The sequence below is a fragment of the Streptomyces hygroscopicus subsp. hygroscopicus genome, assembly GCF_030269125.1.
GTDB lineage: Bacteria > Actinomycetota > Actinomycetes > Streptomycetales > Streptomycetaceae > Streptomyces > Streptomyces hygroscopicus_C.
Genome location: NZ_BSSM01000002.1, coordinates 332,647 through 345,318, shown reverse-complemented (window position 1 = coordinate 345,318; position 12,672 = coordinate 332,647). Strand labels below are relative to the sequence as shown.

Below are 12,672 nucleotides of genomic sequence, written 5' to 3'. Positions count from 1 at the left end.
GAGGGAGAGGAACGACCCCGGAAACGCCGAAGGCCGCCCCTCGGGCGGCCTTCGCGAAGTCTGGGTGCGCGCGATCAGTGGGCCGCCGAGGAAGCGGTCCACCACCAGTTCTGGTTGGAAAGCGCGAACATGCCGAAGACCCTACCGCACCGCACGCCGTCCACGGGTCAGTCGCCCCGTCTCACTTTTCGGGCGTCTCGTGGAACACGGGACACGACCCCGTAATGTGTACGAGGTGACCGTGAACGCTAAGACCAGCGCGAGCGCTGGCAACACCTGGCGAGACCTGCCCGCGGCGCAGCAGCCCGAGTACCCCGACACCGAGGCTCTGCGCGCAGTGATCGCGGACCTCGAGTCGTATCCGCCGCTGGTCTTCGCCGGCGAGTGCGATCAGCTGCGCGCCCGGATGGCGGCCGTCGCCAAGGGAGAGGCGTTCCTCCTCCAGGGCGGCGACTGCGCCGAGGCCTTCGACGCGGTGTCCGCCGACCAGATCCGCCAGAAGCTCAAGACACTGCTCCAGATGGGCGCCGTCCTCACCTACGCGGCCTCCGTGCCCGTCGTGAAGGTCGGCCGGATCGCCGGGCAGTACTCGAAGCCGCGCTCCAAGCCGACCGAGACCCGCGACGGCGTCACGCTGCCGACCTACCGGGGCGACTCCGTCAACGGCTTCGACTTCACCGAGGCCGCCCGCATCCCGGACCCCGAGCGGCTGAAGCGGATGTACAACGCCTCGGCGTCCACGCTGAACCTGGTGCGCGCCTTCACCACCGGCGGGTACGCCGACCTGCGCCAGGTGCACGCCTGGAACCAGGACTTCGTGAAGACCTCCCCCTCCGGCCAGCGCTACGAGCAGCTGGCCCGGGAGATCGACAACGCCCTGAACTTCATGCGGGCCTGCGGGACCGACCCGGAGGAGTTCAAGACCGTCGAGTTCTTCTCCTCGCACGAGGCGCTGCTGCTGGACTACGAGTCCGCCCTGACCCGGGTCGACTCCCGCACCGGCAAGCTGTACGACGTCTCGGCGCACATGGTGTGGATCGGCGAGCGCACCCGTCAGCTGGACCACGCGCACATCGAGTTCGCCTCGAAGATCCGCAACCCGATCGGCATCAAGCTCGGCCCGACCACCACGGCCGAGGAGGCGCTGAAGTACATCGACCGCCTCGACCCCGAGCGGGAGCCGGGCCGGCTGACCTTCATCGTCCGCATGGGCGCCGACAAGATCCGCGACCGGCTGCCCGAGCTGGTCGAGAAGGTCACGGCGTCCGGCGCCACGGTGGCCTGGGTGACCGACCCGATGCACGGCAACACCTTCGAGGCGGCCTCCGGGCACAAGACCCGCCGCTTCGACGACGTGCTCGACGAGGTCAAGGGCTTCTTCGAGGTGCACAAGGGGCTCGGCACCCACCCGGGCGGCATCCACGTGGAGCTGACCGGCGACGACGTCACCGAGTGCGTGGGCGGCGGCGACGAGATCTTCGTCGACGACCTGCACCAGCGGTACGAGACGGCGTGCGACCCGCGGCTCAACCGCAGCCAGTCGCTCGACCTGGCCTTCCTGGTCGCGGAGATGTACCGGGACCAGTGAGCGGCTCCCGAGGGCTGTTCTGGGGCGCGGATCACAACGGATCCGCGCCCCGCACTCTTTTGCGGTCGCGAAGTGGCGGGTAAGGTTAGGTTTGCCTCACCGGGAACGGGATGGCAGAGTCACGGCGATCCCGTCGGGAGGTCAGTCCGCGTGTACGTGTGCAGCTGCTTCGGTATCACCGAGGCCCAGGTCGAGCAGCACGCCGCCGACGGCGCCTGCACCCCGCGCCAGATCGCGTCCGCGTGCAAGGCCGGCACGGACTGCGGCCGCTGCGTACGACGCATCCAGGCCCTGCTCGGCCGGGGTGCCTGCCCCCGCCGCGAGCTGATCGAGCAGCGCGCCCCGGCGACGCTCGACCGGCTGGACGACGCCGCCTAGGCCCGCCGCTAGAAGCCGCTGGTACCAGGCCCCGAGGGGTCCGGCTGGCTCTGCTCGATCACCGTCGAGAGGTACAGCGCCTCGCCCAGCTTGTCCACGAGTTCCAGCTGCGTGTCCAGGTAGTCGATGTGGTGTTCCTCGTCGGCCAGGATCGCCTCGAAGATGTTCGCGGACGTGATGTCGTCCTTGTCACGCATGATCTGCACGCCCCGGCGCAGCCGGTCGATCGCCTCGACCTCGATCTGCCGGTCGGCCCGGAACATCTCGGTCACCGTCTGCCCCACCTCGATGTGGGAGAGCCGCTGGTAGTTCGGCAGCCCGTCGAGCAGCAGGATGCGGTCGGTCAGGATCTCCGCGTGCCGCATCTCGTCGAACGACTCGCGCCGGGTGTACTCGGCGAGCTTGGACCACCCCCGGTGGTCCTGGATCTTGGAGTGCAGGAAGTACTGGTTGATCGCCGTCAGCTCGGCGGTCAACTGTTCGTTGAGCAGTTCGATGACGTCGGGGTCGCCCTGCATCGCAGCGGCTCCTTCCACACGGATGTCTCCCACGCGGACGTCGGGGGAGGTGTGGGCCGCATGATTGCACCGGAAGAGAAGATCGTCCAGTAAGTGCGTACTTAGTAAATGTGCTGATGTTTGATGGTGTTTGCCCGTTTTGAGGAGGGGCGGTCAAGGGCACTGCCCCAGGTCTGTCAGGATGGTTACATGGGTCATCCGGTGGAGCGAGAGTCTGGAGCGGCGGCAGGGTCCGGGCTTCCGCCGGGACAGCGACTCCAGCGCGGCTGGCCGGTCACGCACTACGGACCGGTGCCCAAGTTCCGGCCCGAGCGCTGGGACTTCCGGGTCTTCGGCGCCACCGCCGACGGCGACAAGCACTGCTGGAACCACGACGAGTTCACGGCCCTGCCGTACGCCACCGTGGTGGCCGATCTGCACTGCGTGACCAAGTTCAGCATGCTCGGCGCCGAATGGGGCGGGGTCCCCGCCGCCGCGATCGCGGAACTGGCCCCACCGGCCCCGGACGTCACCCATGTGATGGTCTGGGCCGAGTACGGCTTCAGCTCCAACCTGCGCCTGACGGACTTCCTCACCGACCGCACCCTCTTCGCCACCCACAAGGACGGCGAACTCCTCACGGCCGAGCACGGCTTTCCGGTCCGCCTGATCGTGCCCCATCTGTACGCCTGGAAGGGGCCCAAGTGGGTGCGGGGCGTGGAGTACATGACGGCCGACCGGCGCGGGTTCTGGGAGGAGCGCGGGTACCACAACGTGGGCGACCCGTGGAAGGAGCAGCGGTACTCGTACCAGGAGGAGCCGGGGGAGGGGCCGGAGCTGTAGGGCTCCGGGTCAGCCGTCCCGGAGGCGCTTGAGCCGGGCCACGTCCGCCGCGTGGCCCTCCCTGCCGCCCGGGGTCTCGATGACGAGCGGGACGCCCGCGGTCGCCGGGTGGTTCATCAGGGCGCGGAAGGGCTCCTCGCCGATGTGGCCGGAGCCGATGTTCTCGTGCCGGTCCTTGTGCGCGCCGACCACGTCCTTGGAGTCGTTGGCGTGGATCAGCTTCAGCCGGCCCGCGCCGACGGTCTCCACCAGCAGGTCGAGCGTCTGGCGCATGCCCGCCGGGCCGGTGAGGTCGTGCCCGGCGGCGAAGACGTGGCAGGTGTCCAGGCACACGCCCAGCTTCGGATGGGCGTCCAGCGCCTCGAAGTACGGCCCGAAGTCCCAGGTCCGCGAGCACAGCGAGGCCCCCTGGCCCGCCGTCGACTCCAGCAGCAGGAACGGGTCGTCCTCGTGGGTCAGCTCGTCCAGCAGCGGCAGCATGTGCTCGCGCACCTGCTTCAGCGCCACCTCCCGGGCCCGCCCGCCGGTCGCGCTGCCGGTGTGCACCACCACGCCGAGCGCGCCGATCTCCCGCCCGCGCCGCAGCGAGTGCCGCAGCGACTCCACGGACTTCTCCACGGTCGCCTCGGTGTGCGAGCCGAAGTTGATCAGGTAGGGGGCGTGGACGTACGCCGGGATCGACTCCTCGGCGCAGGCCGCGCGGAACGCCTCGTCCTGCCGGGGGTTGCCGGCCGGGGTGGCCCAGCCGCGCGGGTTGGCCACGAAGACCTGCACGGTCTCCGCCTCCAGCTCACGGGCGTACGACAGCCCCACCGAGTGCAGGCCGCCGGCCACCGGGACATGGCCGCCGACGGGGTTGCGGGGGAGGGAGGAGGGATCGGAACTCACCCGTTCAGGGTGTCATGTCCGCAGGGGCGCCCGGACCGCGGCCGGGGTGAACCCCGTCACCGGGTTCGCGGATTCACCGGATGGTGATCGTGATCGTGGACCCCTTGGGCGCGGTCTTTCCGCCCTCCACCGACTGCTTCTTCACCGTGTCGCCGAAGAGTCCGAGGATCCCGCGGTCCTCCTCGACCTTGAACCCGGCGCCCTCCAGCGCCTGGTGGGCGTCGTCCACGCTGTCGCCGGTCACGTCCGGGACCTCGATCATCTGGGGTCCCTTGGACAGGGTGAGCGTCACCGTGTCGCCCGCGGCGGCCTGATCCCCGTCGCCGGGGCTCTGCCGGGCGACCTTGCCCTTGTCGTACGGGGAGTTGACCTGCTCGCTCGCGATCCTCACCTTGAGCCCGGCCGCCGTCAGCTCCTGCTCGGCGTCGGCCGGGTCGTCGCCGGTGACGTCCGGTACGTCGACGGGGCTGCCCTTGCTGACGGTCAGCGCGATCGCGGAACCCGCGTGCCGCTCGGTGCCGGACCCCGGAACCGTGGAGATCACCGCGCCCTGGTCGACGTCGGCGCTGAACTCCCGGGTGACCATGCCCGGCTCGAGACCGGCCGCCTTGAGCCTCTGCCGCGCCTGGGCGAGCGGCAGGTCGGCCAGGTCGGGCACCTTGACCGTCTCCGGGCCGAGCGAGACGGTCAGCGTCACCGCGTCGTGGTCCCGGATCCGGGCCCCGGGCGCCGGATCGGTGCTGATCACGGTGCCGCGCTCGACGGTGTCGTCGTACGCCCGCTTGACCTTCCCGACCTCCAGCCCGGCCTGCTTCAGCCGGTCCCGCGCCTGCGTCTCGGTCTTCGTCAGCAGCGGGGGGACCTTGGTGAACTGCCCGGAGTTGATGTACCAGACCCCGGTGCCGGCGCCGAGCACGAGGAGCACGGCGACGGCGACGGTGAGTATGAGGCGCCGGGACCGGCGCGGCGGGGGCACGGGCGCGGCCCGGAAGCGGGCGGTGCGGCTCACGCCGTCGCCGTCGTCGTCCTCGTTCACCGGCAGCGGCCTCGGCACCGTCAGCGCGCGCGGGATCACGCTCGTACGGTTCTCCGCGTTCTCGTGCTCCACGGTCCGTGCCTGCGGCGGCACGGCGTCCAGCTGCTCCCCGGTCAGTGCCGCACGGGCCTCGCGGGCCTCGGCGAGCAGCGCGACCGCGTCGTACGGGCGCGCCTCGGGGGTGCGGGCGGTGGCCGACGCGACCAGCTCGTCCAGCCGGGGCGCCAGCCCCGGCACCTGAGCGGAGGGCGGCGGCACGTCCTCGTTGATGTGCCGGTAGAGCACCTGCGCCGGGGAGTTTCCGGAGTGCGGCTTGGCGCCGGTCAGCATCTCGTAGAGGACGACACCGCAGGCGTACACGTCGACGCGGGGGTCGGCGGTGCCCTGGTCGATCTGCTCGGGGGCGAGGTACGCGACGGTGCCGAGCACGGAGCCGGTCGTGCTGGTCACCGTGTCCACGGAACGGACCAGGCCGAAGTCGGCGACCTTGACCCGGCCGTCGTCGCCTATCAGTACGTTCTCGGGCTTCATGTCCCGGTGCACGAACCCCGCCCGGTGCGCGGCGCCGAGCGCGGCGAGCACGGGCTCCAGGATGTCCAGCGCGGCCCGCGGCCGCAGCGCGCCGCGCTCGCGCAGCACGTCCCGCAGGGTGCACCCCGAGACGTACTCCATCGCCATGTACACGTACGACCCGTCGGTGCCCTGGTCGAAGACCTGCACCACGTTCGGGTGGTCGAGCCGGGCGGCGGACTTGGCCTCGCGGATGAACCGCTCCACGAACGCCGCGTCGGCCGCCAGCGCCGGATGCATCACCTTCAGCGCCAGCACCCGGTCCAGACGCGTGTCCAGCGCCCGGTACACCGTCGCCATCCCACCCGCCGCGATCCGCGCGTCCACGCGGTACCGGCCGTCGAGCACGTGCCCGACGAGGGCGTCCTGAAGGGTCATGTCCACACGCCGAGTCTACGAGTCCCCGCGGACATCCCCCGCCCGTCGGTCCCGCCCGCCCGCGTACTGCAGCGGACCTGTGACGCTTCCCACGCGGGGACGCGATATTCCGGTGGAGGCGCGGCGCGGCGACCCGCTCCGCGCCCGGACCCGGGCCGCCACGGCCGGTGACCGCCGGCGGCGCGCGCGTCCCGGCTCAGAAGGCGGGCCGCTCGGGATCCAGCCGGGCCAGACCCTCCGCGGGAGAGGACGCCTGCGCCCAGTACCGCCGCGGAATCCGCCCCGCCAGCCGAGCCAGCCTCCCCCCGGCCACCGCGTACCGCATCGCCGTCGCCATGACCTCCGGCTCCTGCGCCCGCGTCACCGCCGACGCCAGCATCACCCCCGCACACCCCAGCTCCATCGCCAGCGCCACGTCCGATGCCGTCCCGGCCCCCGCGTCGAGGATCACCGGCACCCCCGCCCGCTCCACGATCAGCTGGAAGTTGTGCGGGTTGCGGATCCCGAGGCCCGACCCGATCGGCGACCCCAGCGGCATCACCGCGGCGCACCCCACGTCCTCCAGCTTCCGCGCGAGCACGGGATCGTCGTTGGTGTACGGCAGCACCGTGAACCCGTCGTCCACCAGCGTCTCCGCCGCCTCCAGCAACTCCACCGGGTCCGGCAGCAGCGTCCGCTCGTCGGCGATGACCTCCAGCTTCACCAGCGACGTACCCAGCGCCTCCCGCGCGAGCCGCGCCGTGAGCACGGCCTCGCCGGCGGTGAAACACCCCGCCGTGTTCGGCAGCACCCGGATACCGAGCTTCTCCAGCACGGACAGCACCGAGCCGTGCACCGACGGGTCCACCCGCCGCATCGCGACCGTCGTCAACTCGGTCCCGGACGCCACCAGCGCCCGTTCCAGCACGTCCAGGCTGGGCGCCCCGCCCGTACCCATGATCAACCGCGACCCGAAGGCCGTACCACCGAGGACAAGGGAATCGTCGGTCACGGCTCAACCCCCCTGCACCGCGGTGAGGACCTCGACCCGGTCGCCCTCGACGAGCGCCGTCCCCGCCCACTGCGCCCGGGGCACGACGGTCTCGTTGACGGCGGCCGCGACCCCGGAAGGGGCCGGTACGAGGGACCGTACGACGGCGTCGAGCGCGGTTCCCGGCGCGACCTTCCGGGACTGTCCGTTGACGGAGATGCTGACGGTGGACGGGACGGCGCTCATGCGGGCTGCTCCAGTTGCTGGGTGCGGATCGCGCCGAAGCGCTCCGGTGTGAACGGACGGGCTTCCTCGGGCAGCGGACCGCCGGCCAGCAACTGCCCCATCACATCCCCGGTGACCGGCGTGAGCAGCACCCCGTTGCGATGGTGCCCGGTCGCCAGCAGCAGCCCGTCGAGCCCGGACGGCCCGAGCAGCGGCGCGTTGTCGGGGGAACCGGGCCGCAGCCCGGCCCGCGTCTCGGTCAGCGGCAGCTCGGTGATGCCCGGCACCAGCTCGTGCGCGTCGCGCAGCAGCTCGTACACCCCGCCCGCGGTGACCGTCGTGTCCCAGCCCTGCTCCTCGGTGGTGGCGCCGACGACCAGCTCGCCGTTCTCCCGCGGCACGAGATACACCTGCCCGCCGCGCACCACGGCCCGCACGGTACGGCTGAGGAACGGCGCGTACCGCGGCGGCACCGTCAGCCGCAGCACCTGGCCCTTCACCGGCCGCACCGGCGGCAGCGCCGCCTCCGGCACCCCGGCGAGCCGCCCGCTGAGGCTCCCGCCCGCGAGCACCACCTGCCCGGCGGCCAGCGTCGTGCCGTCCGCCGCGGTGACTCCGGTGGCCCGCTCCCGTGCGACGTCCAGCCGCTCGGCCCACGCCCGGTGGAACACCACCCCGGCCCGTTCGCACGCGGTCACCAGCGCCGCGGCCAGCCGGCGCGGATCGATCTGGTGGTCGCCGTCGACCCGCAGCCCGCCGCGTACCCCGGGTGCCAGCATCGGCTCCAGGCGCCGGCACTCCCGCCCCGGCAGCCACTCGGAGTCGAGCCCGCAGCGCTGCTGGAGGGCGTGCAGTTCGCGCAGATGGGCGCGGTCGTCGGCGTCCAGCGCGACGGCGAGCGTGCCGCAGCGGCGGTAGCCGAGGTCCCGGCCGCTCGCCTCGGTCAGCTCGGCCACGAAGTCGGGGTAGCGGCGCGCCGACTCCAGATTGAGCGCGAGCAGCCCCTCCTCGCCGTAGTGCAGTTCGCTGACCGCGGCCAGCATCCCCGCCGCGACCTGCGCGGCCCCGCCCCCCGGCGCCGGGTCCACCACCGCCGTGGCGAGCCCGCGGCACGCCGCGCGCCAGGCCGTGACCAGGCCGATGATCCCGCCCCCGATGACGAGGACGTCGGATGTGTCCGATGTGCCGGATGTACGTGACGTACGTGACGACATGGGCGTCCAGCCCCTCCCTTCGCCGGCATGACCCGGATCAGGTTCGTACGGTCGGAGGCCGCCAGCCTCCCTCTCAGCCCGGTGCGTCCGGGCTCCCGCGAGTGCTTGTACGGTGGCCACCCTAGCCCGCCCCACTCGTCACCCGTAAGGGAGCCCTTGCTCATGACCCTGTCGTTGGACGGACTGGTCCTCGCCCCCGTCGCCGACCAGTCCGCAGGTCAGGTGGGTACGCGGACCCGCTTCGCCTACCACGAGGAGGACGGCGCGGTCTGGGCCGAGTACCAGGGCGGCGACATCGTCCGCGGTCATCTGGTCGGCACCCGCGCGGGGGACCGCCTGGACTTCCGGTACGTGCAGCTGCGGACCGACGGCACCACGGCCTGCGGTCACTGCGTGTCCACGGTCGTGGAGCTGCCGGACGGCCGGGCGCGCCTGGAGGAGACGTGGGAGTGGGAATCCGGTCCGGGCTCCGGCACGAGCGTCGTGGAAGAGGTCGGCGCGCACGCCGGATGACTGACTGATCGTCATCTGTCTATGGTGATCGGGTGAGCGAGCAGACGGCCCGGGAGGGCACGGCAGGGACGCGGCGCGTGGTCGTCGTCGGCGCGGGCATGGCCGGGGTGCAGACCGCGGTCGCCCTGCGGGAACAGGGCTTCACGGGCGGCGTGACCGTCATCGGCGCCGAACCGCACCAGCCGTACGACCGGCCGCCGCTGTCCAAGGCCGTCCTGCTCGGCAAGGCCGAGGACTCCGCCTTCGACCTCGACTTCGACTCGCTCGGCGTCGACCTCCGGCTCGGCTGCGAGGTCCTCGGCGTCCGCCCCGCCGACCACGAACTGGACACCGAGACGGGCCCGGTGCCGTACGACGTCCTGGTGCTGGCCACCGGTGCCGAGCCGGTCACCCTGCCCGGCACCGAGGGCGTCCCCGGAGTGCACCTGCTGCGCACCCTGGACGACGCCGAACGCCTGCGGCCCGTGCTCGCCCGGCGGCACGACATCGTGGTCGTCGGCGCCGGCTGGATCGGCGCCGAGTTCGCCACCGCCGCCCGGGAGGCGGGCTGCGCGGTGACCGTGGTGGAGGCCGCCGACCGGCCGCTCGCCGGGGTGCTGCCCGCCGAGGTCGCCGCGCCGATGGCCGGCTGGTACGCCGACAGCGGCGCCGAACTGCGCACCGGCGCGCGGGTGGAGCGCGTCGAGCCCGGCGCGGTGGTGCTCGCCGACGGCACCCGGCTGCCCGCGGGCGCTGTCGTCGTCGGCGTCGGCGCCCGCCCCGCCACGGCCTGGCTGGCCGGCTCCGGCATCGAACTGGGCGCGTTCGGCGAGGTCGTCACCGACGCCCGGCTGCGCGCCTCCGCGCCCGACGTGTACGCCGTCGGCGACTGCGCCTCCTTCCCCTCGGCCCGCTACGGCGAACGGCTGCTCGTCCACCACTGGGACAACGCCCTCCAGGGCCCGCGCACCGTCGCCGCCAACATCCTGGGCGAGACCGCCGCGGTCTACGACCCGGTGCCGTACTTCTGGTCCGAGCAGTTCGGCCGCTTCGTCCAGTACGCCGGCCACCACGCCGCCGCCGACCGGCTGGTCTGGCGCGGCGACCCGCGGAGCCCGGCCTGGACGGTGTGCTGGCTGCGCGAGGGCCGCCTCGTCGCCCTCCTGGCGGTGGGCCGCCCGCGGGACCTGGCCCAGGGCCGGAAGCTGATCGAGGCGGGCCGCGCGATGGACGCGGAGGCGCTGGCGGACCCGGGAAGGCCCCTCAAGGACGCCACGGCGGACTAGCCGGCGCCGGGGGTGGTACCGGTCGGCGGCTGCTCCCGCCCGCGCGCGGACCACCCCCGACGCAGCCGCGGTCGAAGGCGACATAAGGCACCACCCCCCGTCGAACGCCTACGCTGTACCCGTGACCGAGATTGACACGAAGATCGACGCTCTCGTCCCCGCCTGGCTCACCCTCCCCGACATCGCCGAACAGCTCGGCGTCGAGGTGACGCGCGTCCGGCAGCTGGTCAAGGAGGGCCAGCTCATCGCCGTACGCCGAGGTGAGAACCGCGCGCTGCACGTCCCCGCCGCCTTCATCGACGGGGACAAGGTCGTCAAGGGCCTGTCCGGCACCCTGACGCTCCTGCGGGACGACGGCTTCACGGTCGAAGAGATGATCGAATGGCTCTTCACCCCCGACCCGACCCTGCCCGGCACCCCCGCGCAGGCTCTCAGCGAGAATCGCGGCACGGAGGTGAAGCGCCGCGCCCAGGCGCTCGCCGTCTGAGCCCGACCGCCTGAGGGGGTGGCGCACGACGCCCGGTGCGCCGTGCGCCACCCGCCGACCCAGCAGACACACGACCCCGGGGGGACCCACGCATGTCCGACACCGCCCGCGCCGAACTCGCCGACGCCCGGCTGTACCTGTGCACGGACGCCCGCAGGCGCCAGGGCGACCTCGCCGAGTTCCTGGACGCGGTGCTGGCCGGCGGTGTCGACATCGTGCAACTGCGCGACAAGGGCATGGAGGCCGCCGAGGAACTGGCGTACCTGGAGATCCTCGCCGAGGCCTGCGCCCGGCACGGCAGGCTCCTCGCGGTCAACGACCGGGCCGACGTCGCCCACGCGGCCGGGGCCGACGTGCTCCACCTCGGCCAGGGCGACCTGCCGGTCCCCGCGGCCCGCGCGATCCTCGGCCCCGACGTGCTGATCGGCCGCTCCACGCACACCGAGGAGGAGGCCGCCGCGGCCGCCGTCCAGGAGGGCGTGGACTACTTCTGCACCGGCCCCTGCTGGCCCACCCCCACCAAGCCCGGCCGGCCCGCCCCGGGCCTCGACCTGGTCCGGTACACGGCCGCGCTCGGCACCGGGCGCCCCTGGTTCGCCATCGGCGGCATCGACCTCGGCAACCTGGACGAGGTGCTGGCGGCCGGCGCCCGGCGGGTGGTCGTCGTCCGCGCGCTCACCGAGGCCGACGACCCGGGTGCCGCGGCGGCCGAGTTCGCGAAGCGGCTGCGGCAGGTCTGAGCGCCTCGCCGAGGGCCGCCGTCGCGACCCCGTTTGCGGCAGTCCGTCCCAAGGGGTGGACGACAAGTCGACAATTCGGGCAAATTGCCGCTGTTCGGTTGGGGGACCGGCGTCCCCTGGCTAACCTGCGGGTATGGCCCTCGGAACCGCATCCACCAGGACTGATCGCGCGCGTACCGTGCGTGACATGCTCGCCGGCGGCAAGACCACGTATTCCTTCGAGTTCTCGGCGCCGAAGACCCCCAAGGGCGAGCGGAACCTGTGGACCGCGCTGCGCAGGGTCGAGGCGGTCGCCCCCGACTTCGTCTCCGTGACGTACGGCGCCGGCGGTTCGACCCGCGCCGGCACCGTCAAGGAGACGCAGCAGATCGTCGCCGACACCACGCTCACCCCGGTCGCCCACCTGACGGCGGTCGACCACTCCATCGCCGAACTGCGCAACATCATCGGCCAGTACGCGGACGCCGGGATCCGCAACATGCTCGCCGTGCGCGGCGACCCGCCCGACGACCCGATGGGCGAGTGGGTGCCGCACCCCCGGGGCCTGACCTACGCGGCCGAACTGGTGCGCCTCATCAAGGAGTCGGGCGACTTCTGCGTGGGCGTCGCCGCCTTCCCCGAGATGCACCCGCGCTCCGCGGACTGGGACACCGACGTCGCCCACTTCGTGGACAAGTGCCGCGCGGGCGCCGACTACGCCATCACCCAGATGTTCTTCCAGCCGGAGTCCTACCTGCGGCTGCGTGACCGGGTGGCGGACGCGGGCTGTGAGACCCCGGTCATCCCGGAGATCCTTCCGGTCACGAGCGTGCGGATGCTGGAGCGGCTGCCCAAACTCAGCAACGCCCGGTTCCCGGACGTCCTGAAAGAGCGGATCCTCGCGGCGAAGGACGATCCGGCGGCGGTACGCTCCATCGGTATCGACTTCGCCACGGAGTTCTGTGCGCGACTGCTGTCCGAAGGCGTGCCCGGACTGCACTTCATCACGCTCAACAGTTCCACGGCGACCCTGGAGATCTACGAGAACCTGGGCCTGCACCACCCCCCGCAGGCCTAGACCTGCCGCACCCTGTTGCGACA

The 12,672-nt window shown here is 72.4% G+C and carries 15 protein-coding genes and 1 riboswitch; of the genes, 8 read left to right on the top strand and 7 right to left on the bottom strand.

All coding sequences use genetic code 11. The features are described 5' to 3' along the window. Window positions 1–74: 74 nt before the first annotated feature. Window positions 75–131, bottom strand: a complete 57-nt coding sequence (locus QSK45_RS38320; RefSeq protein ID WP_351876482.1) for a trp operon leader peptide — start codon at window positions 129–131, stop codon at window positions 75–77. A 104-nt stretch (window positions 132–235) separates the two neighbouring features. Here QSK45_RS38320 and QSK45_RS06020 point away from each other — a divergent pair, with 104 nt between their 5' ends. Together QSK45_RS06020 and QSK45_RS06015 are read left to right on the top strand one after the other, a co-directional pair. Continuing rightward, window positions 236–1,588, top strand: a complete 1,353-nt coding sequence (locus QSK45_RS06020) for a class II 3-deoxy-7-phosphoheptulonate synthase (RefSeq protein ID WP_285553977.1) — start codon at window positions 236–238, stop codon at window positions 1,586–1,588. Between the two features lie 150 nt (window positions 1,589–1,738). After that, window positions 1,739–1,966 carry a (2Fe-2S)-binding protein gene (locus QSK45_RS06015; RefSeq protein ID WP_285553975.1) on the top strand — a complete coding sequence of 76 codons (228 nt, stop codon included), beginning with the start codon at window positions 1,739–1,741 and terminating at the stop codon, window positions 1,964–1,966. An 8-nt stretch (window positions 1,967–1,974) separates the two neighbouring features. On the opposite strand, the gene bfr is transcribed toward QSK45_RS06015, so the two are convergent. Further along, window positions 1,975–2,484: a bacterioferritin gene (gene bfr / locus QSK45_RS06010; protein ID WP_285553970.1), complete on the bottom strand. Its 510-nt coding sequence runs from the start codon at window positions 2,482–2,484 to the stop codon at window positions 1,975–1,977. Between the two features lie 189 nt (window positions 2,485–2,673). Between bfr and QSK45_RS06005 the strand changes: the two genes are divergently transcribed. After that, window positions 2,674–3,306: a sulfite oxidase-like oxidoreductase gene (locus tag QSK45_RS06005; protein ID WP_285553968.1), complete on the top strand. Its 633-nt coding sequence runs from the start codon at window positions 2,674–2,676 to the stop codon at window positions 3,304–3,306. 9 nt (window positions 3,307–3,315) lie between these two features. On the opposite strand, the gene QSK45_RS06000 is transcribed toward QSK45_RS06005, so the two are convergent. The 5 genes from QSK45_RS06000 to thiO all read right to left on the bottom strand — a co-directional run bounded on the left by QSK45_RS06000 (window position 3,316) and on the right by thiO (window position 8,587). Further along, window positions 3,316–4,194: a deoxyribonuclease IV gene (locus QSK45_RS06000; protein WP_285553966.1), complete on the bottom strand. Its 879-nt coding sequence runs from the start codon at window positions 4,192–4,194 to the stop codon at window positions 3,316–3,318. A gap of 73 nt (window positions 4,195–4,267) precedes the next feature. After that, window positions 4,268–6,184, bottom strand: a complete 1,917-nt coding sequence (pknB, locus tag QSK45_RS05995) for a Stk1 family PASTA domain-containing Ser/Thr kinase (RefSeq protein ID WP_285553964.1) — start codon at window positions 6,182–6,184, stop codon at window positions 4,268–4,270. A 190-nt stretch (window positions 6,185–6,374) separates the two neighbouring features. Further along, window positions 6,375–7,169 (bottom strand): thiazole synthase, encoded by a 795-nt coding sequence (locus tag QSK45_RS05990; RefSeq protein ID WP_285553962.1) that lies wholly within the window; start codon window positions 7,167–7,169, stop codon window positions 6,375–6,377. 3 nt (window positions 7,170–7,172) lie between these two features. After that, window positions 7,173–7,394 carry a sulfur carrier protein ThiS gene (gene thiS / locus QSK45_RS05985; protein WP_285553960.1) on the bottom strand — a complete coding sequence of 74 codons (222 nt, stop codon included), beginning with the start codon at window positions 7,392–7,394 and terminating at the stop codon, window positions 7,173–7,175. Next, the gene (gene thiO, locus QSK45_RS05980) at window positions 7,391–8,587 is read right to left on the bottom strand and encodes a glycine oxidase ThiO (protein ID WP_285553958.1); all 1,197 of its coding nucleotides are present in this window, start codon (window positions 8,585–8,587) and stop codon (window positions 7,391–7,393) included. The genes thiS and thiO overlap by 4 nt, the downstream gene beginning before the upstream one ends. Next, a riboswitch (TPP riboswitch) is annotated at window positions 8,585–8,696 on the bottom strand. It overlaps the preceding gene by 3 nt. Window positions 8,697–8,749: 53 nt before the next feature. On the opposite strand from thiO, the gene QSK45_RS05975 reads away from it, so the two are divergent. The 5 genes from QSK45_RS05975 to metF all read left to right on the top strand — a co-directional run bounded on the left by QSK45_RS05975 (window position 8,750) and on the right by metF (window position 12,649). After that, window positions 8,750–9,100 (top strand): avidin-fold protein, encoded by a 351-nt coding sequence (locus QSK45_RS05975; RefSeq protein ID WP_285553956.1) that lies wholly within the window; start codon window positions 8,750–8,752, stop codon window positions 9,098–9,100. 32 nt (window positions 9,101–9,132) lie between these two features. After that, entirely contained in the window at window positions 9,133–10,365 is a 1,233-nt protein-coding gene (locus QSK45_RS05970) for an NAD(P)/FAD-dependent oxidoreductase (protein WP_285553954.1), read from the top strand. Between the two features lie 121 nt (window positions 10,366–10,486). After that, window positions 10,487–10,852 carry a helix-turn-helix domain-containing protein gene (locus tag QSK45_RS05965; protein WP_141361701.1) on the top strand — a complete coding sequence of 122 codons (366 nt, stop codon included), beginning with the start codon at window positions 10,487–10,489 and terminating at the stop codon, window positions 10,850–10,852. Between the two features lie 92 nt (window positions 10,853–10,944). Next, a complete protein-coding gene (gene thiE, locus QSK45_RS05960; RefSeq protein ID WP_285553949.1) occupies window positions 10,945–11,592 on the top strand; it encodes a thiamine phosphate synthase in 648 nt (215 codons plus the stop codon). Between the two features lie 133 nt (window positions 11,593–11,725). Further along, complete coding sequence (metF, locus tag QSK45_RS05955) at window positions 11,726–12,649, top strand: methylenetetrahydrofolate reductase [NAD(P)H] (RefSeq protein WP_285553947.1); 924 nt, start codon at window positions 11,726–11,728, stop codon at window positions 12,647–12,649. The last annotated feature ends 23 nt before the right edge of the window (window positions 12,650–12,672 follow it).